24 protein-coding genes are annotated in these 25087 nt (G+C 68.4%); 7 read left to right on the plus strand and 17 right to left on the minus strand.

Annotated features, from left to right (window positions below; all coding sequences use genetic code 11):
* Positions 1–104 precede the first annotated feature (104 nt).
* The 4 genes from C8261_RS14260 to C8261_RS14275 are packed head-to-tail and all read left to right on the plus strand — an operon-like array spanning position 105 to position 4382.
* Positions 105–1259, plus strand: a complete 1155-nt coding sequence (locus tag C8261_RS14260; protein WP_107494404.1) for an efflux RND transporter periplasmic adaptor subunit — start codon at positions 105–107, stop codon at positions 1257–1259.
* 8 nt (positions 1260–1267) lie between these two features.
* Positions 1268–1969, plus strand: a complete 702-nt coding sequence (locus C8261_RS14265; protein ID WP_107494405.1) for an ABC transporter ATP-binding protein — start codon at positions 1268–1270, stop codon at positions 1967–1969.
* Complete coding sequence (locus C8261_RS14270) at positions 1969–3177, plus strand: ABC transporter permease (protein ID WP_107494406.1); 1209 nt, start codon at positions 1969–1971, stop codon at positions 3175–3177. Before C8261_RS14265 ends, C8261_RS14270 begins: the two co-directional genes overlap by 1 nt.
* A 5-nt stretch (positions 3178–3182) precedes the next feature.
* On the plus strand, positions 3183–4382 hold the full coding sequence (locus C8261_RS14275) for an ABC transporter permease (RefSeq protein ID WP_107494407.1): 1200 nt from the start codon (positions 3183–3185) through the stop codon (positions 4380–4382).
* A 17-nt stretch (positions 4383–4399) separates the two neighbouring features.
* Here the strand turns inward: C8261_RS14275 and C8261_RS14280 are convergent, their stop codons facing one another.
* The 4 genes from C8261_RS14280 to C8261_RS14295 form a co-directional block, all read right to left on the minus strand.
* Positions 4400–6394 carry an EAL domain-containing protein gene (locus C8261_RS14280; protein ID WP_181358955.1) on the minus strand — a complete coding sequence of 665 codons (1995 nt, stop codon included), beginning with the start codon at positions 6392–6394 and terminating at the stop codon, positions 4400–4402.
* Positions 6395–6552: 158 nt separating this feature from the next.
* Entirely contained in the window at positions 6553–6933 is a 381-nt protein-coding gene (locus tag C8261_RS14285; RefSeq protein ID WP_107494409.1) for a sirohydrochlorin chelatase, read from the minus strand.
* Complete coding sequence (locus C8261_RS14290) at positions 6933–7742, minus strand: tRNA threonylcarbamoyladenosine dehydratase (RefSeq protein ID WP_107494410.1); 810 nt, start codon at positions 7740–7742, stop codon at positions 6933–6935. The genes C8261_RS14285 and C8261_RS14290 overlap by 1 nt, the downstream gene beginning before the upstream one ends.
* 78 nt (positions 7743–7820) lie before the next feature.
* Positions 7821–8786 (minus strand): MBL fold metallo-hydrolase, encoded by a 966-nt coding sequence (locus C8261_RS14295; protein ID WP_107494493.1) that lies wholly within the window; start codon positions 8784–8786, stop codon positions 7821–7823.
* A 115-nt stretch (positions 8787–8901) separates the two neighbouring features.
* On the opposite strand from C8261_RS14295, the gene C8261_RS14300 reads away from it, so the two are divergent.
* Positions 8902–10044, plus strand: a complete 1143-nt coding sequence (locus tag C8261_RS14300; RefSeq protein WP_107494411.1) for a MalY/PatB family protein — start codon at positions 8902–8904, stop codon at positions 10042–10044.
* On the opposite strand, the gene C8261_RS14305 is transcribed toward C8261_RS14300, so the two are convergent.
* From C8261_RS14305 to C8261_RS14325, 5 genes are all read right to left on the minus strand, one after another.
* On the minus strand, positions 10045–12537 hold the full coding sequence (locus C8261_RS14305) for a two-component system response regulator (RefSeq protein ID WP_107494412.1): 2493 nt from the start codon (positions 12535–12537) through the stop codon (positions 10045–10047).
* Between the two features lie 8 nt (positions 12538–12545).
* Positions 12546–12986, minus strand: a complete 441-nt coding sequence (locus tag C8261_RS14310) for a response regulator (RefSeq protein ID WP_107494413.1) — start codon at positions 12984–12986, stop codon at positions 12546–12548.
* Positions 12983–15217, minus strand: coding sequence for a sensor histidine kinase (locus tag C8261_RS14315; RefSeq protein WP_107494414.1), 2235 nt, complete (start codon positions 15215–15217; stop codon positions 12983–12985). Before C8261_RS14315 ends, C8261_RS14310 begins: the two co-directional genes overlap by 4 nt.
* A gap of 176 nt (positions 15218–15393) precedes the next feature.
* Complete coding sequence (gene ssb / locus C8261_RS14320) at positions 15394–15870, minus strand: single-stranded DNA-binding protein (protein WP_107494415.1); 477 nt, start codon at positions 15868–15870, stop codon at positions 15394–15396.
* A gap of 15 nt (positions 15871–15885) precedes the next feature.
* The gene (locus C8261_RS14325) at positions 15886–17088 is read right to left on the minus strand and encodes an MFS transporter (RefSeq protein WP_107494494.1); all 1203 of its coding nucleotides are present in this window, start codon (positions 17086–17088) and stop codon (positions 15886–15888) included.
* Between the two features lie 135 nt (positions 17089–17223).
* On the opposite strand from C8261_RS14325, the gene uvrA reads away from it, so the two are divergent.
* Entirely contained in the window at positions 17224–20043 is a 2820-nt protein-coding gene (gene uvrA / locus C8261_RS14330; RefSeq protein ID WP_107494416.1) for an excinuclease ABC subunit UvrA, read from the plus strand.
* A 94-nt stretch (positions 20044–20137) separates the two neighbouring features.
* Positions 20138–20437 (plus strand): hypothetical protein, encoded by a 300-nt coding sequence (locus C8261_RS14335; protein ID WP_107494417.1) that lies wholly within the window; start codon positions 20138–20140, stop codon positions 20435–20437.
* A 68-nt stretch (positions 20438–20505) separates the two neighbouring features.
* Here the strand turns inward: C8261_RS14335 and C8261_RS14340 are convergent, their stop codons facing one another.
* The 8 genes from C8261_RS14340 to rpmJ all read right to left on the minus strand — a co-directional run bounded on the left by C8261_RS14340 (position 20506) and on the right by rpmJ (position 25075).
* Entirely contained in the window at positions 20506–20889 is a 384-nt protein-coding gene (locus tag C8261_RS14340) for a DUF2237 family protein (RefSeq protein WP_107494418.1), read from the minus strand.
* A gap of 58 nt (positions 20890–20947) precedes the next feature.
* The gene (galE, locus tag C8261_RS14345; protein ID WP_107494419.1) at positions 20948–21976 is read right to left on the minus strand and encodes a UDP-glucose 4-epimerase GalE; all 1029 of its coding nucleotides are present in this window, start codon (positions 21974–21976) and stop codon (positions 20948–20950) included.
* 72 nt (positions 21977–22048) lie between these two features.
* Complete coding sequence (rplQ, locus tag C8261_RS14350; protein ID WP_107494420.1) at positions 22049–22453, minus strand: 50S ribosomal protein L17; 405 nt, start codon at positions 22451–22453, stop codon at positions 22049–22051.
* Between the two features lie 25 nt (positions 22454–22478).
* Positions 22479–23459: a DNA-directed RNA polymerase subunit alpha gene (locus C8261_RS14355; protein ID WP_107494495.1), complete on the minus strand. Its 981-nt coding sequence runs from the start codon at positions 23457–23459 to the stop codon at positions 22479–22481.
* A 40-nt stretch (positions 23460–23499) separates the two neighbouring features.
* A complete protein-coding gene (rpsD, locus tag C8261_RS14360) occupies positions 23500–24129 on the minus strand; it encodes a 30S ribosomal protein S4 (RefSeq protein ID WP_107494421.1) in 630 nt (209 codons plus the stop codon).
* Positions 24130–24143: 14 nt separating this feature from the next.
* Positions 24144–24533: a 30S ribosomal protein S11 gene (gene rpsK / locus C8261_RS14365; RefSeq protein WP_011237995.1), complete on the minus strand. Its 390-nt coding sequence runs from the start codon at positions 24531–24533 to the stop codon at positions 24144–24146.
* Between the two features lie 12 nt (positions 24534–24545).
* Positions 24546–24908: a 30S ribosomal protein S13 gene (gene rpsM, locus C8261_RS14370; RefSeq protein WP_107494422.1), complete on the minus strand. Its 363-nt coding sequence runs from the start codon at positions 24906–24908 to the stop codon at positions 24546–24548.
* Between the two features lie 53 nt (positions 24909–24961).
* Positions 24962–25075 carry a 50S ribosomal protein L36 gene (gene rpmJ, locus C8261_RS14375; RefSeq protein ID WP_004258276.1) on the minus strand — a complete coding sequence of 38 codons (114 nt, stop codon included), beginning with the start codon at positions 25073–25075 and terminating at the stop codon, positions 24962–24964.
* Positions 25076–25087 lie beyond the last annotated feature (12 nt).

The raw sequence follows: 25087 nt of genomic DNA on the forward strand, positions 1-25087 counted from the left end.
TGAGGGCATCGCGAGCAGGCCCGGAAGCCCTTTCCGGGCACCCGGGCTACGCAAGGACGGTGCGATCCGGGTAGCATGGGCGTACCGCAGCACGGAAGCGCCCCATGACACGCAGCTCGCGCGGCATCCTCATCGCCCTCGCCATCATCGCGGCGCTCGCCGCCGCCGCGATGTGGCTGACCCGCCCCCAGCCCCTGCCGGTGATCGCCAAGGCGGTCGACCGCGGGCGGGTGGAGGCCAGCGTCTCCAACACCCGCGCCGGCGAGGTTGAAGCCTGCCAGCGCACCCGGCTGTCCACCATCCTCGGCGGACGCATCGAATACCTCGGCGTCAAGGAAGGCGACCGGGTCGAGGCCGGCCAGGTGCTGATGCGCCTGTGGCACCAGGACATCCAGGCACGCGCCGAGGTGGCCGCGGCGCAACTGGCCACCGCACGCAGCCGCGCCAACGAGGCCTGCGCCGTCGCCGCCAATGCGGAGCGCGAGGCCGAGCGCCAGGAGGCGCTGGCCGCGCGCGGCTTCGTCTCGCCCTCGCGCGCCGAGGGCGCACGCAGCGAGGCCGAGGCGCGGCGCGCCGGCTGCAGCAGCGCGCGCGCCGACATCGCCACCGCGCAGCGCCAACTCGACGCGGCCGGCACCGACCTGGGGCGCATCGTCATCGCCGCGCCCTTTGCCGGCACGGTGGCGCGCATCACCGGCGAACTGGGCGAATACTCCACCCCGTCGCCGCCCGGCGTGCCCACGCCGCCCGCCATCGAGCTGCTGGACGATTCCTGCCTGTACGTGAAGGCGCCGATGGACGAGGTGGACGCCCCGCGCATCCAGCCCGGCCAGGCCGCCCGGGTCAGCGTCGATGCGCTGCCGGGACGGCAGTTCGAGGCCACCGTGCGGCGCGTCGCCCCTTACGTCTCGGCGCAGGAACGCCAGGCGCGCACGGTGGACATCGATGTCGACTTCGCCTCGCAGGACGAGGCACGCGGCCTGCTGGTGGGCTACAGCGCGGACGTGGAGATCATCCTCGCCACCCGCGAGGATGTGCTGCGCGTGCCCACCGCGGCGCTGCGCCCGGGCAACACGGTGCTGGTGGTGGGCGCCGACGGCATACTGGAGGAGCGCAGCCTGCAGACCGGGGTGGCGAACTGGGAGTACACCGAGGTCACCGGCGGTCTCGCCGCGGGCGAGCGCATCGTCACCTCGCTGGAGCGCGAAGGCGTGCGCCCCGGCGTGCGGGTCACAGTGGAAGGCGCGGACGGGGGCTGACGGCGGCGATGGCGCTGATCGAACTCGACGGCATCGAGCGCACCTTCACCCTCGGCGACAGCCAGGTGCATGCGCTGCAGGACGTGAGCCTGCGCATCGAAGCGGGCGAGTATCTTTCGGTGATGGGTCCGTCCGGCTCGGGCAAGTCCACCCTGCTCAACCTGCTCGGCCTGCTCGACCGCCCCAACGCCGGCCACTACCGCCTGGAGGGACGCGACGTCACCACGCTCGACACCGACGAACAGGCGCGCGTGCGCCGCGAGCGCATCGGCTTCGTGTTCCAGAGCTTCCACCTGGTGCCGCGCCTGTCCGCCGCGGAGAACATCGCCCTGCCGCTGATGCTGGCCGGCATGCCGGCTGCCGAGCGCCAGCAGCGGGTGGCGCGCGCGCTCGCCGACTTCGGCCTGGAGACGCGCGCCGGCCACCGCCCCGAGGAGCTCTCCGGCGGCCAGCGCCAGCGCGTCGCGATCGCGCGCGCCACCATCATGCACCCGGCGCTGCTGCTGGCCGACGAACCCACCGGCAACCTCGACCGCGCCACCGGGCAGGAGGTCACCCGCCTGCTCGAAGAACTCAACACCGCCGGGGTGACCCTGATCGTGGTCACCCACGATCCGCTGATGGGCGCGCGCGCGCGGCGCCGCATCACCATGGAGGACGGGCGCATCGTCGGCGACCTGCGCCAGCCGGCCGGTGCGGAAGCGCCCTGATGCGCGCCGCCGACACCCTGCGCTTCGCCACCCGCGCGGCCACCGGCAACCCGCTGCGCACCGCGCTGATGGTGCTGGCGATGGCCATCGGGGTGGCCGCGGTGGTGGTGCTCACCGCGCTCGGCGACGGCGCGCGGCGCTACGTGGTGGGCGAGTTCGGCGCGCTCGGCAGCAATCTCATCATCGTGCTGCCCGGGCGCTCCGAGACCGGCGGCATCAACCCGGGCAGCTTCGTCACCTCGACGCCGCGCGACCTCACCGTGGGCGACGCCGAGGCCCTGCTGCGCTCGCCCTGGGTACGCCGCGTGGCGCCGTTGTCGGTGGGCAACAGCGAGATCTCCGCCGGTGGGCGGCTGCGCGAAGTGGTGGTGCTGGGCACCAGCGCCGACTACACCGCGGTGCGCCAGACCGATGTCGCGCTCGGCCGCTTCCTGCCGCGCGAAGACCTGCGCCGCGCCACCAACGTGGCGGTGATCGGCGCCACCGTGCAGCGCGAGCTGTTCGGCAACACGCCGGCGGTGGGCCGCCTGGTGCGCATCGGCGACCGCCGCTTCCGCGTCATCGGGGTGATGGCCTCGGCCGGCCAGGGCCTGGGGATGAACACCGACGAGCTGGTGATCGTGCCGGTGGCCGCAGCGCAGGCGATGTTCGACACCAACACCCTGTTCCGCATCCTCGTCGAAGCGCGCGAGCGCGCCGCACTCGAGGTAGCCAAGGACGACATCGCCGAAATCATCCGCAACCGCCACGCCGGCGAGGAGGACGTCACCCTGCTCACCCAGGATGCGGTGCTCGACACCTTCGACCGCATCCTCGGCACGCTGACCCTGGCGGTGGCCGGCATCGCGGCGATCAGCCTGGCGGTGGCGGGCATCCTGGTGATGAACGTGATGCTGGTCGCGGTGACCCAGCGCACCGCCGAGATCGGCCTGCTGAAGGCCCTCGGCGCCGAGACGCACACCATCCGCAACGCCTTCCTGGTGGAAGCCAGCCTGCTCTCGCTGGCCGGCGGGCTGGCCGGGCTGGCGCTCGGCCACGGCGGCGCCGCCCTGCTGCGCCTGACCTGGCCGGTGCTGCCGGCGTGGCCGCCGGACTGGGCGGTGGCTGCCGGCCTCGGCACCGCGCTGTTCACCGGCATCCTCTTCGGCGTGCTGCCGGCGCGCCGCGCCGCCCGGCTGGACCCGGTGCAGGCGCTGGCGAAGAGGTAAGCAGCATGCCCTGGCGCGACTTCGCCCTGCTCGCGCTGCGCGCGCTCACCGCCCACCGCCTGCGCAGCTTCCTCACCCTGCTCGGCATCGCCGTGGGCATCGCCGCGGTGATCCTGCTCACCTCCATCGGCGAGGGCGTGCACCGCTACATGCTCACCGAGTTCACCCAGTTCGGCACCAACATCATCGAGATCACCCCGGGCCGCCAGGGCGCGCGCGGCGGCCCACCCGGCGTGCCCAACACCGCGCGCGAACTCACCCTGGACGATGCCGCGGCGCTGGAACGCCTGCCCAACGTCACCGGCGTCACCCCGGTGGTGTTCGGCAACTCCGAGGTACACGGCAACGGCCGCGTGCGGCGCACCTCGATCTACGGCGTGGGCAGCGACTTCGTCCGCGTGGTCGCCCTGCAGGTGCGCGCCGGGCGCTTCCTGCCGCCCGACGACCCGGCCCATGCACGTGCCTTCGTGGTGCTCGGCGCCAAGCTGAAGCACGAATTGTTCGGCGAGGCCAACGCGCTGGGCGAACGCGTGCGCATCGGCGGCGAGCGCTACCGGGTGATCGGCGTGATGGAGGAAAAGGGCCAGGTGCTCGGTTTCGACCTCGACGACACCGCCTACATCCCCGCCGGACGGGCCCTCGCGCTCTACCAGCGCGATGGCCTGATGGAGATCAATGTGGCCTATGCCGAGGGCGTACCGGCAGCCAGCGTGGCCGCCGACATCCGTCGCGTGCTGAGCGCGCGCCACGGACGCGAGGACTTCACCCTGACCACCCAGGAAGACATGCTGCGCACGCTGTCCAACATCCTCGACATCCTCACCCTGGCGGTGGGTGCGCTGGGCGGCATCTCGCTGGCGGTGGGCGGGGTGGGCATCGTCACCATCATGACCATCGCCGTGGCCGAGCGCACCAACGAGATCGGCCTGCTGGTGGCGCTGGGCGCACGGCGCAGCACCGTGCTGCTGCTCTTTCTCGCCGAGGCGGTGCTCCTCTCCGCGCTGGGCGGCGCGCTGGGTCTGGCGCTCGGCATCGGCATCGCGCAGTTGATCAACGCCGCCGCCCCCGCGTTGCCGGTGAGCACCCCCTGGCACTTCGTCGTCCTCGCCGAAGCGGTGGCAGTGGTCATCGGCCTCGCCGCCGGCGTGCTGCCCGCGCGCCGCGCCGCCGGCATGGACCCGGTCGCGGCGCTGCGCGCCGAGTAAGGGCACCAACGCTGGCTTCAGGCCCCGGTGCGGAGGTAATCCTCCAGTGCCACCGGCGCCAGCGGTCGGCTGTAATACCAACCCTGTACGGCAACCGTGCCATGACGGCCGACAAACTCCAGTTGCGCCGCCGTTTCCACGCCCTCGACGACGACATCCAGCCCGAGCTGGCGGGCCAGTGCGAGCAGGCCGCTGAACACGCGCTGCCCCGCAGCACCGTCGAGCGCAAGGACAAAGCTGCGGTCGATCTTGATCGCGTCGACCTCGAACAGATGCAGGTAGCTGAGCGAGGAATGGCCAGTGCCGAAATCGTCGATATAGATTCGCGCACCGGCACGGCGCAGCGTCCTGAGGGCTGCCGCAACGTTCTCCGGATCCGCGCTAAGCGCCTGTTCGGTGACTTCCAGCGCGAGGGCTCCGTGATGACGGGCAACCAGTTCAGCCAGCTCGGTCACCGCGTCTTCGTCCGCAAGGGTGTCGACGGTAAGGTTGACCTCAACCTGCATGTGCAGACCCTGCTCGGCCCATGCATCAAGCTGCCGGCTGGCGGCACGGGCCACCCACAGGTCGACCTCGCGCAGCAGGCCGGCGCGCTCGAACCAGGGCAGGAAAGCAGCGGGACTCTCCAGGCCGCCGTCGGGCATGCCTACCCGCAGCAGTGCTTCACAGCACAAGGTGCGGCCACTGGCGGGGTCGACAATGGGCTGATAGTGGAGCATGAACTCACCGACACTGAGCCGCTCAAGCTCGCGGCCGACCCGGCTCTGCTCGTTCTGGACGCGCACGGCTTCACTGATGGGGTCGTCGAGGAGGAGGCAGACCTCTTCCTGGCGGCGGTTGAAAGTGGTGTCGAGCGGCGCGAAGTAGCCCTCCTCGGCTGTCCGCCGGCGTCGCAGCGCGCGCACCGCCGGCAGGTAGAGGGCGCAGCCAAGGGCCACATTGAGCAGCTGCACGAGCACGGCGGCCGGCTCACCGCCGCTGACCAGCCAGGCATTGACAAGCACCGGGGCATTGAGCGGCAGATGAGCGCTTACTGCGGGCACCAGGCCGGCACCGGTTGCCGCCGCCGCAACCAGCAGGTTCATCAGCGGAACCGCCAGGAAGGGCAGGAAAAGGCGCGGATTGAGGATGATCGGCAGGCCGAAGAGGAGGAGTTCGTTGACGTTGAACAAGGCGGTGGGCAGGGCGACCAGGGCAATCGTGCGGTGGTGACGGTCGCCGCCAAGCAGCAGGGCGATCAGCAGCGACCAGGTCGCGCCGCTGCCGCCGATGAACACGTAGGCACCGAGGAAGGCTTCGTTGACCACCACCCCTGCGCTGGCGCCGGCCTCGTTGAGCGCGCTGAGCAGGGGCTGGAGCAGGTAATAGCCATGCACGCCGAGAAACCACGACAGCGAGTTCAGCGCCGCATATGCGAGCCCGCCGCCCAGTGCACCGCCATCGGCTACGGCCGGGAGCAGGGTCTGCAAACCGCTCACCGGATCGGCGCGCTTCAGCAGCACGGCCAGAGCCAGCACCACCAGCGCCGCGAACAGCGCCGGCAGCACGAGATTGACGGTTTCGACGACGTTCGCACCGGCCACATCGGCATGGGCCAGACGGGTCCAGCGCCGGCGATGAAAGAAGGCCATCAAGGGCACGCCAACGAGTGGGGTGAACAGTCCGAGGGCCAGGGCAAGGGCACTGGCTTCGTCGTGATCGTTACCAATGCCGGCACTCACCAGCCCCAGCAGGGCAACACAGACGAAGGCAACCGGCGGCCTCGGCAGATGGTGGCGGATCGCCAGCATGGCGCCTATCGAGCCCGACATGGCGTAGGGCAGCAACTCACCGAGCACATCGCCGAGACGGTGGAGGAGGCGCGCCTGCTGCGGCCAGAGATCAAGAAAATCGAACAGCGCCGAGAAGAAGCTCAGCATCGCCGCCAGCAGCAGGAAAGGCAGCAACCACAGCAAGCCATCGCGCAACGCACGGGTGGAGCCGGCAAGCGCTGCGCTTGCAGCTTCGGCCATCCTCTTTGCCGCTTCACGCCACTGCATCACAATCCGCCCCCGGGCCGGCCGCGCCGGCCTACGCATAAGTCATGAAACTATAGCGTCGACGGAGAATCCCTGTGCAAACAATGGTCAAAGCATGGCGGACGGCGTCCGGCGGAACGGCGCAAGGACACTCAATCCGTCCGCACTGCGCCCAGAGCGCAGGCCGCCATCGCCTCGATCACCCCGGAGTCCTCGCCGACCGCCGTCGTCAGGGTGATCCGCAGTGTGGGGTGACGCGCGCGCGCGGCCTCCACCAGCATGGGCACATCGCGCTTCAGGTGCCCGCCCTGGGCGAGGAACATCGGCACCACGACAACCTCGCCGATGCCCTCGCCGGCGAGGGTATCGAGCACCTCCTCCAGCGTCGGCTGCATGAACTCCATGAAGGCCAGCCTGACCTTCAGTTGTGGCGCCTGCTGCTGCAGGCTGCCTGCCGTACGCCGCATCGGCCCGGCCCACTCGGGGTCGCGCGCGCCATGTCCGAACAGCACCACCGCCTTGCCCTGCTCCATCACGCCTCCCTTGCCGTCCCTGCAGTGCCAGCATTGACCGTGTCGGCGAGCAGGCGTTCAAGTACCCGTGCGGCCAGTTGCAGGCCGACCGCGGCAGTCACCATCATCGACGAACCGTAACCGGCGCAGGCCAGGCCTTGCGGCCCCTGGGCGCTGTCGCACAGTGCCTCCGGCATGCGCAGCGGCTCCTCGACGTACACCGCCTCGATGCCGAAGCGCCGCCGGGTGTCGCGTGGAAAGCCGTGCTCGGTACGCAGGCGCTTGCGCACCTTGGCGAGAAGGGGGTCCTGGTAGGTGTGGGCGAGGTCGGCGACGCGCACGTTGCGCGGATCGCGCTTGCCCCCCGCGCCACCGGCAACGATCAGTGGCACATGCGCAGCCGTGCAGGCCAGCACCATGGCGACCTTGGCGCGGACGTTGTCGATGGCGTCGATGACGCAGTCGCAGCCCTGCAGCAGGGTGGCGGCATTGTCGGCATCGACGAACTCCTCCACCGCGCGCAGCGACACCCGCGGATTGATGGCGCGGATGCGCTCGCCCATGGCCAGCACCTTGGCCTGGCCAAGGGAGGTTTCCAGCGCATGGGCCTGGCGGTTGATGTTGGACTCTGCCACATGATCGAGATCGATCAGGGTGAGATGGCCGACGCCGCTGCGCGCCAGCGCCTCCGCAGCCCACGAACCGACGCCACCGATGCCGACCACGCAGACGCGCGCGGCGCCCAGGCGGGCCACCGCACCCTCGCCGTAAAGACGGTCGATGCCACCGAAGCGGCGCGCGGGGTCAGTGTCGAAGTGCGAGGCGTCCATGGCAGCAGCAGAGCGGGCAAAGGCGGCGATATTACCAACCCGGCGCCGCCATGGGTGGGAGCAGCCCGCCGACGGCGCTCAGACCGTCTCCGGCTCCGGCACCTGCAGGCTGTCGAGCCACACGCCGAGCCCCTGGGCATTGAGTTCGAGATCGTCGCGCAGGACTTCGAGGGCGGTGTCCTCGGAGACCGTCCAGCCCTGGCGGGCGGCTTCCTCGCGGACGATCTGCTCAAGCCCGGCGAGGATCTCCACATGGCGGGCGACGCCGTTGCCGCGCGCCGCGCGCGCCACCGCCACCTGGGTATCGATCAGGCGGTGGAGGTCGGCAGCGAGGCGCGGCACCTCGGTGACGCGGCTGTAATGGGTGAGGTACATGGCCTCGGGCCCGAAGGCGAGCATGCGCTCGATGGAGTTGTGCAGCGCGTCGGGATCGAACTGGGTCGGCGTCGTGGTGGGGAAGCAGAACGCCCGCCCATCGACGTCGAGTTCGCGGTAGGACAGCCCGAAGGTGTCGCCGGTGAAGAAGGCGCGGGCCTCGTCGTCCCAGATGCAGATGTGGTGACGGGCGTGGCCCGGGGTATCGAGGATGTGGAACAGGCGGCTGCCCAGGCGCACGCGATCGCCGTCGCCGACCGCGTGGATGCGCGCTTCGGGCACCGGCACCAGCCGCCCGTAAAGCTGGAAGGCGCGCTCGGCGCCATAGACCGCGGCGGTGCCTTCCCACAGCCGGGAGGGATCGACCATGTGGCGCACCCCGCGCGAATGCACCACCAGGCGGGCATTGGGCAGCGCGCACATGAGACTGCCGGCACCTCCGGCATGATCGAGATGAATGTGGGTGAGCATCACCCAGTCAACCGCCGCCGGGGCTACCCCGAGTGCCGCCAGTACCGCCAGCACGCGCGGCACGGAGGCATTGCTGCCGGTATCGACGATGGCCGCACGGCCTTCGTGCACCACCACATGGATGGCTGCCAGCTGCGGGCGGCCATAGCCGGAATCGATGGCATGGATGCCATCGGGGTGAGCGATCACGTCCTGCACTTTCATCTCCCTCGGTCTGTGCGGGTTTGTTTTGCGCAATTGTATCCGCAGCCCGGAACACGCGGATCACCGCAACAGCAGGTTACACTGCCCGGCATCGGCACCAGGATCCAGCATGAGCGACACTGCCAACTTTGACCGCATCATCGACAGGGGTTCCGTGCCCGGCGAGAAGTGGGGACGTTACGCCGGACGCGACGTGCTGCCGCTATGGGTGGCGGACATGGACTTCGCCGCCCCGCCCGCGGTGCTGGCAGCCCTCCATGCGCGCATCGACCATGGCGTGTTCGGCTATACCGAACCGTGGCCGACGCTGGTCGAGGCGGTGGTCGACGGCCTCGCCCGCGACCATCAATGGCGCATCGAGCCGCACTGGCTGGTATGGCTGCCCGGCGTGGTCAGCGGCTTCAACCTGGCCTGCCGCGCGGTCGGCGAGCCCGGCGACGAGGTGTTCACCGCCACCCCGGTCTACCCGCCCTTTCTCAGCGCTCCCGGCAACAGTGAGCGACAGTTGCGGACCTGCGCGCTGGAGGAAATCGACGGCCAGTGGCGCTGGCCGCGCGCCGCGGTGGAGGCGACGATCGGCCCGCGCACGCGCCTGTTCATGCTGTGCAACCCGCACAACCCGGTCGGGCGGGTCTTCGATGACGACGAACTGAGGTGGATCGCCACCCTCGCCGAACGCCACGACATGGTGATCTGCAGCGACGAGATCCACTGCGGCCTGGTCCTCGACGAGGCCACCCCGCACCGTCCCATTGCCGCCCTCGACGAGGCGGTGGCGGCGCGCACCATCACCCTCATGGCGCCCTCCAAGACCTGGAACATCCCCGCGCTGTACTGCGCCTTTGCGGTCATTCCCGACCCCGCGCTGCGCCGCCGCTTCAGCGCCGCGATGCGCGGCGTGGTGCCCCACCTCAACCTCCTCGGCATGGTCGCGGCGGAAGCTGCCTACCGCCACGGCGAGCCCTGGCGCCGGCAACTACTGGCGACCCTGCGCGCCAACCGCGCGCGGGTGCTCGACGCCGTGGCGCAGATGCCCGGGGTGCGCTGCGCCTCGCCGCAGGCCACCTATCTGGCCTGGCTGGACTGCCGCGCCTGCGCCCTGGATGACCCGGCGGCCTTCTTCGAAGCCGCCGGCGTCGGCCTCTCCGACGGAGCACCGTTCGGCGCCCCGGGGTTTCTGCGCCTCAACTTCGGCTGCCCGCCGGCGACCCTCGACGCCGCGCTGGCGCGCATGGTGGCGGCCCTGCGCTGATCAGCGCGCGGAGAGAAAACGCGCGGCGAAGGCTGCCGCCGGCAATGGCCGGCTGCACAGGAAGCCCTGGTAGCTGCCGCAGCCGAGCTCGCGCAGCAGTTCGAGCTGGGCGGGCTGCTCGACACCCTCGGCCTGTACGGCGATCTCCAGCGCACGCGCCATCGCCACCACCGCCGCGGCAATGGCGAGATCGTTGCGGTCATCGGCGATATCCTGGATGAAGCTGCGGTCGATCTTCAGCTTGTCGATGGCGAAGCGCTTCAGGTAGGACAGCGAGGAGTAGCCAGTGCCGAAGTCGTCGATGGCCAGGCGCACCCCTGCCGCCTTCAAGTCCCGCAGCAGCTCGGTGGCCTGCCCGCCCTGCTCCATCAGGCTGCTCTCGGTGATCTCCAGTTCCACCTGCGCTGCATCCAGGCCGGTATCGGCGAGCACGCTGCGCAGGGTACACACCACGTCCTGGCGGCGGATCTGCTCGACCGAGAGATTGACCGCCATCACCCCGGGGCGGTAGCCGGCAGCCAGCCAGTCGCGCAGTTGTGCGCAAGCCTCGCGCAGCACCCACTCGCCGAGCGGCACGATGAGCCCGGTTTCCTCGGCAATCGGGATGAAGGCCCCCGGCGGCACCATCTCCTCGCCGGGCGGTTGCCAGCGCACCAGCGCCTCGGCGCCGAGCAAGGCGCCGTCGGCAACACGGAGCACGGGCTGGTAATGAACGACGAATTCGCCGTTGTCGAGCGCCCGCCGCAGGCGGGTCTCCAGCTCCAGGCGGGCGCTGGCGGAGCGCGTGAGGTCCTCGGTATAGAAGCCGTAGGTATTGCGCCCCTTGGCCTTGGCGCGATACATCGCCGCGTCGGCGTTGCGCACCAGGGCCATGTAGTCGGTGCCGTCCTCCGGGTACAGGCTGATGCCCACGCTGGCACGCATGAACACCTCCTGGCCGTTGTCCAGCGCGAAGGCGGCGGCAAGGGCGCCGATGATGCCATCGGCGACCTGCGCGGCATGCTCGGGGGTATCGAGATCCTCGATCAGCACCATGAACTCGTCGCCGCCCAGACGCCCGAGGGTGTCTTCCTCGCGCAGGCGGGCACGCAGGCGGTCGGCCACCCCGCGCAGCAGCGCGTCGCCGACCTGATGGCCGAGGCTGTCATTGACGTTCTTGAAGCGGTCGAGGTCGAGCATCATCACCGCCAGTCGACCGCCGCGGCGCTGCGCGCGCTCGATGGCGTGCTCCAGGCGTGACATCACCAGCAGGCGGTTGGGCAGATCGGTAAGGGGATCGTGGTGGGTGAGATGGGTGAGGCGCTCCTCGGTCTTGCGCAACTTGCTGTTGTCGGTGAACACGCCGACGTAGTGGGTCACCACGCCCCCGGGGTCGCGCACGGCATTGAGGGTCAGCCACTGCGGGTACAGCTCGCCGTCGCGGCGGCGGTTCCACACCTCGCCCTGCCAGTAGCCGCACTCCTGCAGGGCGGCCCACATGGCCTGGTAGAAGGCACGGTCATGGCGGCCGGACTTGAGCAGGCGGGGGTTGCGCCCGACGACCTGCGCGGCATCGTAGCCGGTGAGCTCGGTAAAGGCGCGATTGACCGAAACGATGGTGCCGGCCAGGTCGGTGATCATCACCCCGTCGTGGGTGCTGTCGATCACCGCGGCATGCAGGCGCAACTCCTCCACCGCCGCACGCAGCGCGGCGCGCTCGCGGACCAGCTCGACCTGGCGGTGGGCGCTGGCAAGCACCACCGGCAGTTCATGCAGATAGTTGCTGTGTTTGACGAGATAGTCCGACACCCCCAGGCGCAGGGCCTGCGCGGCGGTGTCTTCGCTGCCCTGGCCGGTGACCATGACGATGGGGATGTCCAGACCGCGCTGCTGGCGCACCGCCTTGGCGAGGTCGAGAGCATTCATGTCGGGGAGCATGTAGTCGACCAGCAGCACGTCCCAGTCGCAGGCTTCGCCAACAGCCGCGGGCAGGCGGGTGAGCGCCTCCGCCGCACTGCCGACCACTTCGACACGCAGATGCGGCGCACTGTGGGCAAGGTGGCGAAGGGTGAGATCGATGTCGAAAGGGTGGTGCTCGGCGTACAGCACGCGCAGCGGGCGCGAGCGGTGGGCGTGCTCCTGACGTGCGCGCGTCAGCGCCGTCTCCAGCGCCCGCGGCAAGCGGGCCAGATAGTCACCGTCCTTGACCAGATAATCGTCGGCGCCGGCCTTCAGCGCCGCCACCGCGGCGCTCTGGTCGCCGGAGCCGGTGAGCACCACGAAGGCCGCGGGGAGCTTGAGCTCGCGCACGCGGTTGAGCAGGTCCATTCCCGAACCGTCGGGCAAGCAGAGGTCGCAGAGCACCACATCGACCTCGCCGACGCCCTCCAGGCAGGCCCGACCCTCGCCCAGGGTACCGGCGACGCGCAGCTCGGCCTCGGGCAGCACACGGTTGAAGGCGCGCCGCAGGAGATCGGCATCGGCAGGGTTGTCTTCGACGTAAAGGACTTTCATCGGCAGGACTACGCGTTGCGCGGCGGGCGGTTGAGCGCACACCAGTACAGCTCGATCTGATTGGCGACGTGGATGAACTTGTCGAAGTCGACGGGCTTGAGTATGTAGGAGTTCGCGCCGAGACGGTAGGCGGCGTCGATGTCGGCATCCTCATCCGAGGTGGTCAGCACGACGACCGGCAGGGTGGCACTGACGGCGCTCGCACGGTAGGCGCGCAACACCTCCAGACCATGGACCCTGGGCAGCTTGAGGTCGAGCAGCATCACCAGCGGCAGGGGCTCGCCATCCTCCCAGCGCGGCAGGAGGTCGAGCGCCTCCTGACCGTCACGGGCGACGAGGATGGGGTTGAGCAGGTGGCTGCGGGTAAAGGCGCGACGGGTGAGGTCGAGATCGGCGGGATTGTCCTCGACCAGCAGGATGGGGCGGGAAGACGGCGGTGCATCGCTCATGCGGGCAGCTCCAGGTGAAAGGTGGCGCCGGCACCGGGGGCACTTTCCGCCCACACCCGCCCGCCCATGCGGGTCACCGCGCGGCGCACGATGGCCAGGCCGACACCGGTGCCATCGTAATCCTCGGCACGCTGCAGGCGCTGGAAGATCTCGAAGATGCGGTCGTGGAACTTCATGTCGAAGCCGATGCCGTTGTCGCGCACCCACAGATGATCGACGCCGTCGTCGTGGCGCGCGCCGATGCACACCCGCGGCGGTGCCGCATCGCGCGAGTACTTCAGCGCATTGTCGACCAGGTTGCGCAGGACCTGGGCGAGCCCGTCGGGGTCGGCGAGTACGGTCATCGCCGGCACGTCGACCTCGATCTGCGCACCGCCCTGCTCGAGTTCGGTGGCACGCTCGGCGAGAATGCGCTGCACCAGCGCCGGCAGATCGATCACGCTGCGCTGCAGGTTGCGCCGCTCGATGCGCGAATACGCCAGCAGGTCGTCGATCAGGCGTGCCATCTGGCGCACGCCGCTGCGGATGTTGCGGATGAACAGGCGGCCCTCGTCGTCGAGACGGTCGCCGTAGTCCTCCTCCAGCAGATGGCTGTAGCCATCGATGCCGCGCAGCGGCGCCTTGAGATCGTGCGAGACCGAGTAGGCGAAGGTCTCCAGTTCCTTGTTGAGCGCAGCCAGTTCCGCGGTGCGCTGGGCAACGCGCTCCTCAAGCTCCGAATTCAGCCGTTCGAGCGCGTCCTGTGCCGCGCGGCGGGCACTGATGTCGGTGACCAGACCCTCCACCCGTACCGGCACGCCGTTGGCGTCGCGCTGCACGCTGGTCAGGTCCTCGATCCAGATGTAGCTGCCATCGGCCACCTGCAGACGGTACTCCTGCGCATAGGCGGACATCCCGGCAGCCAGGTTGGCCTCCACCTCGCCGCCCACCCGCTCGATATCGTCCGGATGGACCAGGGTGGCGAAGTGGAAGCCATGGGCCATCATTTCCGCCGCACTGTAACCCCAGCGGTTGACGTTCTCGGAGACATACAGCACCGGCCAGCCGGGCGCCATCAGCCAGCGGAAGAGCACCGTCGGACTGGCCTCGACGACCTCGGCGGCTGCGGCCAGCGCGGCGGCGGCATCCTTCTGCGCCTGCAGGTCGAAGCAGCTGCCGAGATAGCCGATGAAACGCCCCTCGGCATCGAAGATGGGTTCGCCATGGTCGCTCACCCAGTGGTAGCCGCCGTCACAGTGGCGCAGGCGGTACTCGATGACGAAGGCCCGCCGGCCGGCAAAGGCGTCCTGCCAGTGCGCCTGCCGGCGCACACGGTCGTCCGGGTGCACACCCTCGCTCCAGCCATCGCCGTACTCCTGCTGCACGCGGCGGCCGGTGAAGCTGAGCCAGGCACGGTTGAAGTAGTCGCGGCAGCCGCTGGCGTCGGCGCGCCAGATCGGATTGGGCATGCCGTCGAGCAGGTGGACATGGAAGTCGCGCGATTCGACCAGCGCACGCACCAGCCTGGCGAGGCGGTCGCCGAGCTGGCCGATCTCGTCGCGGCCGCCGAGCGGCAGCACCTCGTCGCGCCCCTCGACCTGGGCGCGCGCATAGGCCAGCAGGTGTTCGATGCGGTCGGTGAGCAGCATCTTCAGCATCACGCCCACCCCTATGGTGAGCAGGGCGATGGGGATCAGCAGCAACAGGGTGTGGCCGAGGGTGCGGGCGACGAGGCCCTGGCGCCCGCTGTCGAGATCGAGGGCCAGCACCACCAGTCCGCTGTCGCCCCCAGCCGCCCCCGCGGCGGCAGGCAGACGCACCGGGAAGATCGCCCACAGTGTGTTGCCGGAAGCCTCCTCGAGCACCAGCCCCTCGCCACTCTGCCGCGGTGCGGCGAGAAAGGCTGCGGGAGGCGCGGGATCGAGCTCCTGCGCCGGGCGGCCGGCGCTCTGCGCGGCGGTGGTGTGCACCACCCTGTCGTCGGCCCCCAGATAGGCGGCATAGCGCAGATGCGGCAGGGTCGCCTTGCTGGCAATCAGTTGCGCAACGTGACGTTCGTCGCCGACCTGCAGCCCCGACTCGATGTTCGCCGCCAGCGTCCGTCCGGCATGGCGCGACAAGGCGCGGATCTCGGAGAGCATCTCGGCGGAGTAGGTATGCATGACGAACGCAAACTGCCCGCCTGCGACCAGCAGACCGAACAGCACCACCATGCCGAGCAGGAGGTGGCGCAGGGAGTAGTGTGCCTTCATCCGACGCCCTCGCGCGAAGCCCGGCCGGGCAGCACCGGGCACGCGACAAGTTTATGTCAGATGCCCGCGGCATCGGCAGAATTGTTCGCCGCGGAGTGGTAAACGCCACGGGCCGCCCGCAGGCGGCCCGCTTGCCTCGCTGCCGGCCGCCGGAGCAGCCCGGCAGCACCCGCGCCCTAGAACGGGATGTCGTCGTCGAACTCGCCGAAGCCGCCGCTGCCTGCCGGTTTGCCCTGCGGCGCGGCGGCGGGTGCGCGCTCCTGGCGCGCCGGCGGCGCGTCGTAGCCGGCGTCGCGCATCGGCGCCTCGCCACCACCTTCACGGCGGCCGAGCATCTTCATCTCGTCACCACGGATCTCGGTGGTGTAGCGGTCCTGGCCATCCTTGTCCTGCCACTTGCGGGTCTGCAGGCGGCCCTCGACGTACACCTGGCTGCCCTTGCGCAGGTATTGCGCGGCAATCTCCGCGAGGCGTCCGAAGAACACCACGCGGTGCCATTCGGTAGCCTCGCGACGCTCGCCGCTGGCCTTGTCCTTCCATGTCTCGGTGGTGGCGATGGTGACGTTGCAGATCGCGTCGCCGCTGGGCATGTAGCGCGTTTCGGGATCCCGGCCGAGGTTGCCGATCAGGATCACTTTATTCAGGGAAGCCATCCGGAGTCTCCAGTTTCAAACCTGTTGGTGATGGGGTGCAGCCTCCGTGTCGCGCCGGACGGCGCGCACGGGCGGGGCTTTCATGGTCGCCGCGGCGAACAGCCAGAGCAGGGCGAGGGCGGCGCACACCAGACTCACCGCACCCGCGCCGAAGCGCTGGGCGAGCCAGCCGCCGAGCACGCCGCCGAGGAACAGCCCGGCCGACTGCAGCGTATTGTATACGCCCAGCGCCGTCCCCTTCGCATGCGCCGGGGCGATCTTCGAAATCCATGACGGCTGGGTGGCTTCGAGCACATTAAAGGCGACGAAGAAGAGGGTCAAGCAGATCGCCAGTGCCCACAGCCCACTGCCGAAGAAGTACAGACCGAACTGCACCGCGGCGAGCAGCGCGACCGCGGCCATGAACACGCCCTTCATCCAGCCGCGGCGCTCGGCGACGATCACTGCCGGCACCATGACCAGGAAGGACAGCAGCACCGCCGGCAGGTACACCTTCCAGTGTTCGGCGAGGGCGAGCCCGCCGCTGGCCACCAGCGCCGCCGGCACCATCACCCACATGGTGGTCTGGATGAGGTGGAGCACGAAGACCCCGAAGTTCAGGCGCATCAACTGGCCATCGCCGAGCACCTCGGCAAAACGCCCGGTGGCGCGCGGCACCGGGGGTGCCGCAGGCACCACGCGCAGCACTACCCACAGCGCGGCCACCGCCATCGCGGCGGTGAGCCAGAAGATGCCATCCATGCCGATGAAGGCGTAGAGCAGCGGCGCAGCGACCAGCGAGAGGGCAAACACCAGGCCGATGCTGGAACCGATCATCGCCATCACCTTGGTGCGGTGCTGATCGCGGGTGAGGTCGGCGGCGAGCGCGGTCACTGCGGCGGAAATCGCCCCGGCACCCTGCAGTACGCGGCCGGCGATGATCCACGTCATGCTCTCGGCGAGGGCTGCAACGACGCTGCCGATGACGAAGAGCAGCAGACCGAAGACGATCACCGGCTTGCGGCCGAAACGGTCGGAGGCCGCACCGAAGGGAATCTGCAGGAAGGCCTGGGTGAGGCCGTAGGCACCGATCGCCAGGCCCACCAGGAGGAGATTGTCACCGCCGGGCACCTGGTGTGCATGAACCGCAAACACCGGCAGGATGAGGAACAGCCCGAGCATGCGCAGGGCGAAGATCGCGGCCAGGCTGATGCCGGCACGGCGCTCCTGCGGACTCATCTTGTCGTGCTCGGCTGCGGACATCGGCTTCGGGGCGGGGCAAAGGCGAGGATTCTAACACTGCGCTGCAAGCCTTGGCCGTGCTGCGCCTTCTCTCTTATAGTGACAGGTTGTCTTTCCGGCCGGATCAGCTTCATGGACGAAATCCGCATCCGCGGCGCACGCACGCACAATCTGAAGAACGTCAGCCTCGACCTGCCGCGCAACCGCCTCACGGTGATCACCGGGCTGTCCGGCTCGGGCAAGTCGTCGCTGGCTTTCGACACCCTCTACGCCGAGGGCCAGCGCCGCTACGTCGAGTCGCTGTCGGCCTACGCCCGCCAGTTCCTGCAGCTGATGGAGAAACCCGATGTCGACCTCATCGAAGGCCTGTCGCCGGCCATCTCCATCGAGCAGAAGGCCACCAGCCACAACCCGCGCTCGACCGTCGGCACGGTCACCGAGATCCACGACTACCTGCGCCTGCTCTACGCCCGCGCCGGCACACCGCACTGCCCCGACCATCCCGAGCATGCGCTGGAAGCGCAGAGCGTGGCGCAGATGGTCGATCACGTCCTGGCCCTGCCCGAGGACACCCGGCTGATGATCGTCGCCCCGGTGGTCGCCGGCCGCAAGGGCGAACAGCACGACCTCTTTGCCGAGCTGCGCGCCCAGGGCTTCGTGCGCGTGCGCGTGGACGGCGAGCTCCATGAGCTCGACAGCATGCCGGCACTGGAAAAGGGCCGCCGCCACACCGTGGAAGTGGTGATCGACCGTTTCAAGGTGCGCGCCGATCTGCGCAGCCGCATCGCCGAATCCTTCGAGACCGCCCTCACCCATGCCGACGGGCGTGCCATCGCAGTGGAGATGGACGGCGGCCGCGAGCACCTGTTCTCGGCGCGTTACGCCTGCCCGGTGTGCAGCTTCGCGCTCGCCGAGCTCGAACCGCGCCTGTTCTCCTTCAACAACCCGGCCGGCGCCTGCCCGCAGTGCGACGGCCTCGGCCATGTCGATTTCTTCGACCCCGCACGGGTCGTCGCCCACCCCGAACTGTCGCTCGCCGCCGGCGCCATCCGCGGCTGGGACCGCCGCAACCAGTTCTACTTCCAGATGCTGGCAAGCCTGGCCGCGCACTACGGCTTCGACATCGACACGCCCTTCGCCGGGCTCGACGCCCGGCTGCGCGAGATCATCCTCTACGGCTCGGGGCGCGAGTCCATCGCGTTCCGCTACCTCTCCGACAACGGCCGGCTGGTCAGCAAGAGCCATCCCTTCGAAGGCATCATCCCCAATCTCGAGCGACGTTACCGCGAGACCGACTCGCAGGCCGTGCGCGAAGAGCTCGTCAAGCTGCGCGCCAGCCAGCCCTGCCCGGCCTGCGCCGGCACCCGCCTGCGCACCGAAGCGCGCCACGTGCTGATCGGCGGACGCCCGCTGCCGGCACTGAACCGCATGCCGCTGGGCGAGTGCCGCGCGTTCTTCAACGCCTTGCGCCTGAGCGGGCAACGCGCCCAGGTCGCCGACAAGATCGTCAAGGAGATCGCCGACCGCCTCAGCTTCCTGATCAACGTCGGCCTCGACTACCTCTCCCTCGACCGCTCCGCGGACACCCTGTCCGGCGGTGAGGCGCAGCGCATCAGGCTGGCCAGCCAGATCGGCTCCGGCCTCACCGGGGTGATGTACGTCCTCGACGAACCCTCCATCGGCCTGCATCAGCGCGACAACGACCGCCTGCTCGCCACCCTCGCGCAACTGCGCGACCTCGGCAACACGGTGATCGTCGTCGAACACGACGAGGACGCCATCCGCAACGCCGACTACGTTGTCGACATGGGCCCCGGCGCCGGCGTGCACGGCGGCGCCGTGGTGGCCTGCGGCACGCCCGCCGAACTGCTCGCAGCCAGTGGCTCGCTTACCGCCGACTATCTCGCCGGACGGCGGCGCATTCCCATTCCCGCCCGCCGCACCGCCCCCGGCGAGCACTGGCTGCATCTGCGCGGCTGCACCGGCAACAACCTGCGCGCTACCGACCTCGCCCTGCCGGTGGGCCTGTTCACCTGCGTCACCGGCGTCTCCGGCTCGGGCAAATCGACCCTCATCAACGACACCCTGGCCGCCCTCGCCGCCCGCCACCTCTACGGCAGCAACGTCGAACCCGCCCCTTACGGCGAAGTCACCGGCCTGGAGCATTTCGACAAGATCATCGACGTTGACCAGTCGCCGATCGGGCGCACGCCGCGCTCCAATCCAGCCACCTATACCGGGCTGATGACACCGATCCGCGAACTCTTCGCCGGCGTCCCCGAAGCGCGGGCGCGCGGCTACGGCGCCGGACGCTTCTCCTTCAACGTCAAGGGCGGGCGTTGCGAAGCCTGCCAGGGCGACGGACTGATCAAGGTTGAGATGCACTTCCTGCCCGACATGTACGTGCCCTGCGACGTCTGCCACGGCAAGCGCTACAACCGCGAGACCCTGGAGATCCGCTACAAGGGCCGCAACATCTTCGAGGTGCTGGAGATGACCGTCGAACAGGCGCTCGACTTCTTCGGCGCCGTGCCGACAGTGGCACGCAAGCTGCAGACCCTGGTCGACGTCGGCCTTGGCTACATCCACCTCGGCCAGAGCGCCACCACGCTTTCCGGCGGCGAAGCGCAGCGCGTCAAGCTAGCCCTTGAGCTGTCCAAGCGCGATACCGGACGCACGCTCTACATCCTCGACGAACCAACCACCGGGCTGCACTTCCACGACATCGAACTGCTGCTGGGCGTGCTTCACCGCTTGCGCGACCAGCGCAACACCATCGTCGTCATCGAGCACAATCTCGACGTCATCAAGACCGCCGACTGGGTCATCGACCTCGGCCCCGAGGGTGGCAACGGCGGCGGCACCATCGTCGCCACCGGCACCCCGGAAGAAGTCGCGGCATGCGCACGCGGTCACACCGCGCACTACCTCGCCCGCGCCCTGCGCAGTTGAAGCGCGGGCTTACAATTTGCGGACGGCGTTTCCCTTGCATGCCCGTGCGTGACGGGCGAGCATTACAACGTTCAGCCTAACGTGGAGCATCACCATGGCAAGCCCTGCAAGCGACCCCCAGGCCAGTTTCCTCGACCGCATCGAGCGCCGCCTGCGTTTTCTCAAGACCCTGCAGGCGGGCGGACTCGGCGTCTATCTCCCCGGTGACGAGCGCCAGCGCACCCACGCCATCGAGCAGGTGGTACGGATGACCGCGCGCACCAGCGAGTTGCCGCTGCTCACTGCCGACACCCTGAAAACCGCCACCGAAAAGGTCCGCGCCCACCTCGAAGCGATGCAGAGCGTGCTGCCGCACGATGTCCAGTACCGCAACCGCATCAAACGCAGCTGGTAGCCCGGTCCCGTCAGCGGGGTGGGAAAAACGCTGTCAGCGGCACGCACAGCACGTCTGCTCGCACCTTCTCAGCCATCAAGCGCGTAGGCTCGCAGCACATCGAGGCTGACCACCTCCAGCACTGCACGGTGGGTCGCCGCAAGGATCACCGGCGGCGCCTGTCCGGCCTCGCAGGCCTCCACCCAGCGCTGCGCGCACAGGCACCAGCGGTCCCCGGCCCTCAGGCCGGCGAAACGCATCTCCGGTCGCGGCGTGCTCAAATCGTTGCCACGGGCCCGCGAGAAGGCCAGAAAACCTTCCGTCACACGCACGCAAATGACGTGACGGCCGAGATCCTCGGCGCTGGTCTCGCAACATCCGGTGCGGAAGAAGCCGGTCAACGGGGCATAGCTGCAGGCCAGCAGCGGACCGCCAAGGACATTCTTCTGGGTACTGATCAGTTGCTCGCTCATCGCCACGCCCTCCCTGTGGTTCTCTGACTATAGCGCGGCGGGCAAGTTTCCGCCGCGCTCAGGGCGTGGCGGGCAGATAACCGTTGGGATTGGCGTGCTGCCAGCGCCAGGCGTCGGCACACATCTCCGCGAGGTCGCGGCGGGCGCGCCAGCCCAGCAGGGCAGCGGCGTGCGCGGGGTCGGCCCAGCACTCGGCAATGTCGCCCGGGCGCCGGCCGACAACGCGGAAAGGGACCTCGCGGGCGCTCGCCGCCTCGAACGCCCGCACCGCCTCGAGGACGCTGTAACCGCGCCCGGTGCCGAGATTCACGGTGTTCAGGCCCGCCAGTGCGGGCAGGCATTCGAGCGCGCGCAGGTGTCCTTCGGCGAGATCCATGACGTGGATGTAGTCACGCACCCCGGTACCATCGGGCGTCGGATAATCGTCGCCGAAGACCTGCAGGAACGGCCGCCGGCCAATGGCGACCTGGGCGACATAGGGCATCAGGTTGTTGGGAATGCCGGCCGGATCCTCGCCGATACGCCCGCTGGGGTGAGCCCCGACCGGGTTGAAGTAACGCAGCACCACCGCGTTCCAGCGCGGGTCGGCACACACCAGATCGCCGAGGATGTGTTCCACCATGAGCTTCGAGCGCCCATAGGGGTTGGTCGCACCGACAGGGAATTGCTCATTGATCGGCACACTGGCGGGATCGCCATACACCGTCGCCGAGGAGCTGAAGACGATCTGGCGTACGCCATGTTCGGCCATCACCTCGGTGAGCGCGACCGAGCCGCCGACGTTGTAGTCGTAGTAGCGCAGCGGCTGCTCGACCGATTCGCCAACGGCCTTGAGGCCGGCAAAATGGATCACCGCAGCGATCGGATGGGTGGCGAAGATGCGCCGCAGCGCCTCGCGATCACGCACGTCGGCTTCGTGAAAGGCGAGCAGGGATTTGCCGGTGAGCGCCTCGACGCGCACCAGCGACTCGCGGTGGGCGTTCACCAGGCTGTCGACCACGACCACCTCGAACCCGGCCTCGAGCAACACCACGCAGGTGTGACTGCCGATGTAACCCGCGCCACCTGTGACCAGAACGGTCGCCATGCTGCCTCTCCTTCCAGTGATTGGAGACGAAAAAAAACCGGACCAGGTCCGGTTTTTCGTGCTCGTCAGCGTTCAGGCCGCTGCAGCCTCGGCCGGTGCGGCCTCTTCCTCGACGATCTCGGGGCGGTCGAGCAGTTCGACCAGTGCCATCGGCGCATTGTCGCCATCGCGGAAGCCGAACTTGAGGATGCGCAGGTAGCCACCGTTACGGTTGGCAAAGCGCGGACCCAGCTCGTCGAACAGCTTGACGACCATGTCGCGGTCGCGCAGGCGGTTGAAAGCCAGGCGGCGATTGGCCAGCGACGGCTTCTTGCCCAGGGTGATCAGCGGTTCGACCACGCGGCGCAGTTCCTTGGCCTTGGGCAGAGTCGTCTTGATCGCTTCATGTTGCAGCAGGGCGTTGGCCATGTTGCGGAACATGGCCTGACGGTGGCTGCTGGTGCGGTTCAGCTTGCGAAGACCGTTACGGTGACGCATTTTATTTCCTCACTTACCGTACCGTTCAACCGAGCTTTTCAAGCCCGGCCGGCGGCCAGTTTTCCAGTTTCATGCCGAGAGTCAGCCCGCGGGAGGCCAACACTTCCTTGATCTCGTTGAGCGACTTGCGACCCAGATTCGGGGTCTTCAGCAGCTCGGTCTCGGTGCGCTGGATCAGATCACCGATGTAGTAGATGTTCTCGGCCTTCAGGCAGTTCGCCGAGCGAACCGTCAGTTCGAGATCATCCACCGGGCGCAGCAGCACCGGGTCGATGGTCACCGGCTTCGACTCGGGGACGTCGGCCGGCGTGCCTTCCAGGTCGGCGAACACGGAGAGCTGATCCATCAGCACGCGCGCGGCGTAGCGGATGGCCTCTTCCGGATCGACCGCACCGTTGGTCTCGATGTCGATGACCAGACGGTCGAGGTCGGTGCGCTGTTCCACACGGGCACTCTCGACCAGGTAGCTGACCCGACGCACCGGGCTGAACGAGGCGTCCAGCACGATATTGCCGATGGACTTCGACTCGGAGCCGATCGGGCGCACGTTGCCGGGCACGTAACCACGGCCTTCCTCGACCTTGATCTCCATGTCCAGCTTGCCGCCAGGGGCGAGGTGGGCGATGACGTGACCAGGGTTGATGATCTCGACGTCGTGACCAACCTCGATGTCGGCCGCAGTCACCACGCCCTCACCGGACTTGGACAGACGCAGCACGGCCTCGTTGCGGCTGTGGAGCTTGAGCACCACACCCTTGAGGTTGAGCAGCAGATCGACGATGTCTTCGCGCACGCCATCCAGCGTGGAGTACTCGTGCAGCACGCCCTCGATGGTGACCTCGGTCGGCGCATGGCCAGGCAGCGAGGACAGGAGGATGCGCCGCAGCGCATTCCCCAGGGTATGGCCAAACCCGCGCTCGAACGGCTCCATGGTGACGCGGGCCTGGACCGGCGACACACTCTGGACGTCGATAATGCGCGGTTTCAGCAGAGCATTGCTTTGCATCAGCATTTCCTCGAATCTTGGGAGGCTTTATCGTCCCGTATCAACGGGAGTAGAGTTCGACCACCAGACCTTCGTTGATCGTCGCGGACAGTTCGGCGCGCTGCGGGTAAGCCTTGAAGGTACCCTTGCCGGCCTTCGCGTCGACTTCGATCCATTCCGGGAAGCCACGCGATTCGGCGGCCTCGATGGCAGCCTTGACACGCAGCGAGGCACGCGAACGTTCGGTCAGTTCGATGACGTCGCCCGGCTTGACGGTGTAGGACGGAATGTTGGTGCGCTTGCCGTTGACCAGCACGCCATTGTGACGGACGACCTGGCGCGCTTCGGCGCGCGAGGCACCGAAGCCCATGCGGTAGGCGACGGAGTCCAGGCGGCCTTCGAGCAGCTGCAGGAGGTTCTCACCGGTCTGACCACGACGGCGGTCGGCTTCGGCATACACCTTGCGGAACTGGCGCTCCAGCACGCCGTAGAGGCGGCGGATCTTCTGCTTTTCACGCAGTTGCACACCGTAGCCGGAGAGGCGCTGACCGGAACGCTGGCCATGCTGGCCGGGCGCGTAGGCGCGGCGCTCGATGGCACACTTGTCGGTAAAGCACTTTTCGCCCTTCAGGAAGAGCTTTTCGCCCTCGCGTCGGCACTGACGGCACTTGGGATCGAGATTACGAGCCACGTTTCAACTCCTTGTCAGATACGGCGCTTCTTCGGCGGACGGCAGCCGTTGTGCGGGATCGGGGTGATGTCGGTAATGCTGGAGATCTTCATCCCGAGCGCATTGAGAGCACGCACTGCGGACTCACGGCCGGGGCCGGGTCCCTTGATACGCACTTCGAGGTTCTTCACGCCGCATTCCTGCGCGGCCTTGCCGGCAGCCTCGGCCGCCACCTGGGCAGCGAACGGGGTGCTCTTGCGCGAACCCTTGAAGCCGGCACCACCGGAGGTCGCCCACGACAGGGCGTTGCCCTGGCGGTCGGTGATGGTGATGATGGTGTTGTTGAAGCTCGCGTGAACGTGCGCAATACCTTCCGCGACGTTCTTCTTGACCTTCTTACGAACCTTTGCAGCAGTCTTAGCCATTATCAGTTCCTATCACTTCTTGCCGGCGATGGCCTTGCGCGGACCCTTGCGGGTGCGGGCATTGGTACGGGTGCGCTGACCGCGCATCGGCAGGCCGCGGCGATGACGCACACCGCGGTAGCAACCCAGGTCCATCAGGCGCTTGATGTTCATCGTGACTTCACGACGCAGATCGCCTTCGACAACGAAGCGGCCGACTTCGTCGCGCAGCTTCTCCATGTCGGAATCGGTCAGATCCTTGATCTTGGTCGAACGAGCAACACCAGCGGCGTCGCAAATCTTCTGAGCACGCGTACGGCCGATCCCATAGATGCTGGTCAGCGCGATCTCGGCATGCTTGTGGTTGGGAATGTTTACCCCAGCAATACGGGCCATCCGATTACCCCAAAAAGCGAAACATTAAATTTTAATACCCGGGATTGACTAGATCAACCCTGGCGCTGCTTGTGACGCGGATCGGTGCAGATCACGCGGACCACGCCCTTGCGTCGAATGATCTTGCAGTTGCGGCACAGCCGCTTGACCGAAGCCTGGACTCTCATGTTCTTGCTCCT

The sequence above is a fragment of the Pseudothauera lacus genome (assembly GCF_003034845.1).
Classification (GTDB): Bacteria; Pseudomonadota; Gammaproteobacteria; order Burkholderiales; family Rhodocyclaceae; genus Pseudothauera; species Pseudothauera lacus.

What these genes read in the sequence shown, in the direction of transcription:
- galE (WP_107494419.1), bottom strand. Translation starts at nt 21,976, where the DNA reads ATGGCGACCGTTCTGGTCACAGGTGGCGCGGGTTACATCGGCAGTCAC.
- rpsK (WP_011237995.1), bottom strand. Translation starts at nt 24,533, where the DNA reads ATGGCTAAGACTGCTGCAAAGGTTCGTAAGAAGGTCAAGAAGAACGTC.
- C8261_RS14305 (WP_107494412.1), bottom strand. Translation starts at nt 12,537, where the DNA reads ATGAAAGTCCTTTACGTCGAAGACAACCCTGCCGATGCCGATCTCCTG.
- C8261_RS14260 (WP_107494404.1), top strand. Translation starts at nt 105, where the DNA reads ATGACACGCAGCTCGCGCGGCATCCTCATCGCCCTCGCCATCATCGCG.
- rpsM (WP_107494422.1), bottom strand. Translation starts at nt 24,908, where the DNA reads ATGGCCCGTATTGCTGGGGTAAACATTCCCAACCACAAGCATGCCGAG.
- C8261_RS14290 (WP_107494410.1), bottom strand. Translation starts at nt 7,742, where the DNA reads ATGGACGCCTCGCACTTCGACACTGACCCCGCGCGCCGCTTCGGTGGC.
- C8261_RS14355 (WP_107494495.1), bottom strand. Translation starts at nt 23,459, where the DNA reads ATGCAAAGCAATGCTCTGCTGAAACCGCGCATTATCGACGTCCAGAGT.
- rplQ (WP_107494420.1), bottom strand. Translation starts at nt 22,453, where the DNA reads ATGCGTCACCGTAACGGTCTTCGCAAGCTGAACCGCACCAGCAGCCAC.
- C8261_RS14310 (WP_107494413.1), bottom strand. Translation starts at nt 12,986, where the DNA reads ATGAGCGATGCACCGCCGTCTTCCCGCCCCATCCTGCTGGTCGAGGAC.
- C8261_RS14315 (WP_107494414.1), bottom strand. Translation starts at nt 15,217, where the DNA reads ATGAAGGCACACTACTCCCTGCGCCACCTCCTGCTCGGCATGGTGGTG.
- ssb (WP_107494415.1), bottom strand. Translation starts at nt 15,870, where the DNA reads ATGGCTTCCCTGAATAAAGTGATCCTGATCGGCAACCTCGGCCGGGAT.
- C8261_RS14265 (WP_107494405.1), top strand. Translation starts at nt 1,268, where the DNA reads ATGGCGCTGATCGAACTCGACGGCATCGAGCGCACCTTCACCCTCGGC.
- C8261_RS14285 (WP_107494409.1), bottom strand. Translation starts at nt 6,933, where the DNA reads ATGGAGCAGGGCAAGGCGGTGGTGCTGTTCGGACATGGCGCGCGCGAC.
- C8261_RS14280 (WP_181358955.1), bottom strand. Translation starts at nt 6,394, where the DNA reads ATGGCCGAAGCTGCAAGCGCAGCGCTTGCCGGCTCCACCCGTGCGTTG.
- C8261_RS14300 (WP_107494411.1), top strand. Translation starts at nt 8,902, where the DNA reads ATGAGCGACACTGCCAACTTTGACCGCATCATCGACAGGGGTTCCGTG.
- rpmJ (WP_004258276.1), bottom strand. Translation starts at nt 25,075, where the DNA reads ATGAGAGTCCAGGCTTCGGTCAAGCGGCTGTGCCGCAACTGCAAGATC.
- C8261_RS14325 (WP_107494494.1), bottom strand. Translation starts at nt 17,088, where the DNA reads ATGAGTCCGCAGGAGCGCCGTGCCGGCATCAGCCTGGCCGCGATCTTC.
- C8261_RS14270 (WP_107494406.1), top strand. Translation starts at nt 1,969, where the DNA reads ATGCGCGCCGCCGACACCCTGCGCTTCGCCACCCGCGCGGCCACCGGC.
- uvrA (WP_107494416.1), top strand. Translation starts at nt 17,224, where the DNA reads ATGGACGAAATCCGCATCCGCGGCGCACGCACGCACAATCTGAAGAAC.
- C8261_RS14335 (WP_107494417.1), top strand. Translation starts at nt 20,138, where the DNA reads ATGGCAAGCCCTGCAAGCGACCCCCAGGCCAGTTTCCTCGACCGCATC.
- C8261_RS14275 (WP_107494407.1), top strand. Translation starts at nt 3,183, where the DNA reads ATGCCCTGGCGCGACTTCGCCCTGCTCGCGCTGCGCGCGCTCACCGCC.
- C8261_RS14340 (WP_107494418.1), bottom strand. Translation starts at nt 20,889, where the DNA reads ATGAGCGAGCAACTGATCAGTACCCAGAAGAATGTCCTTGGCGGTCCG.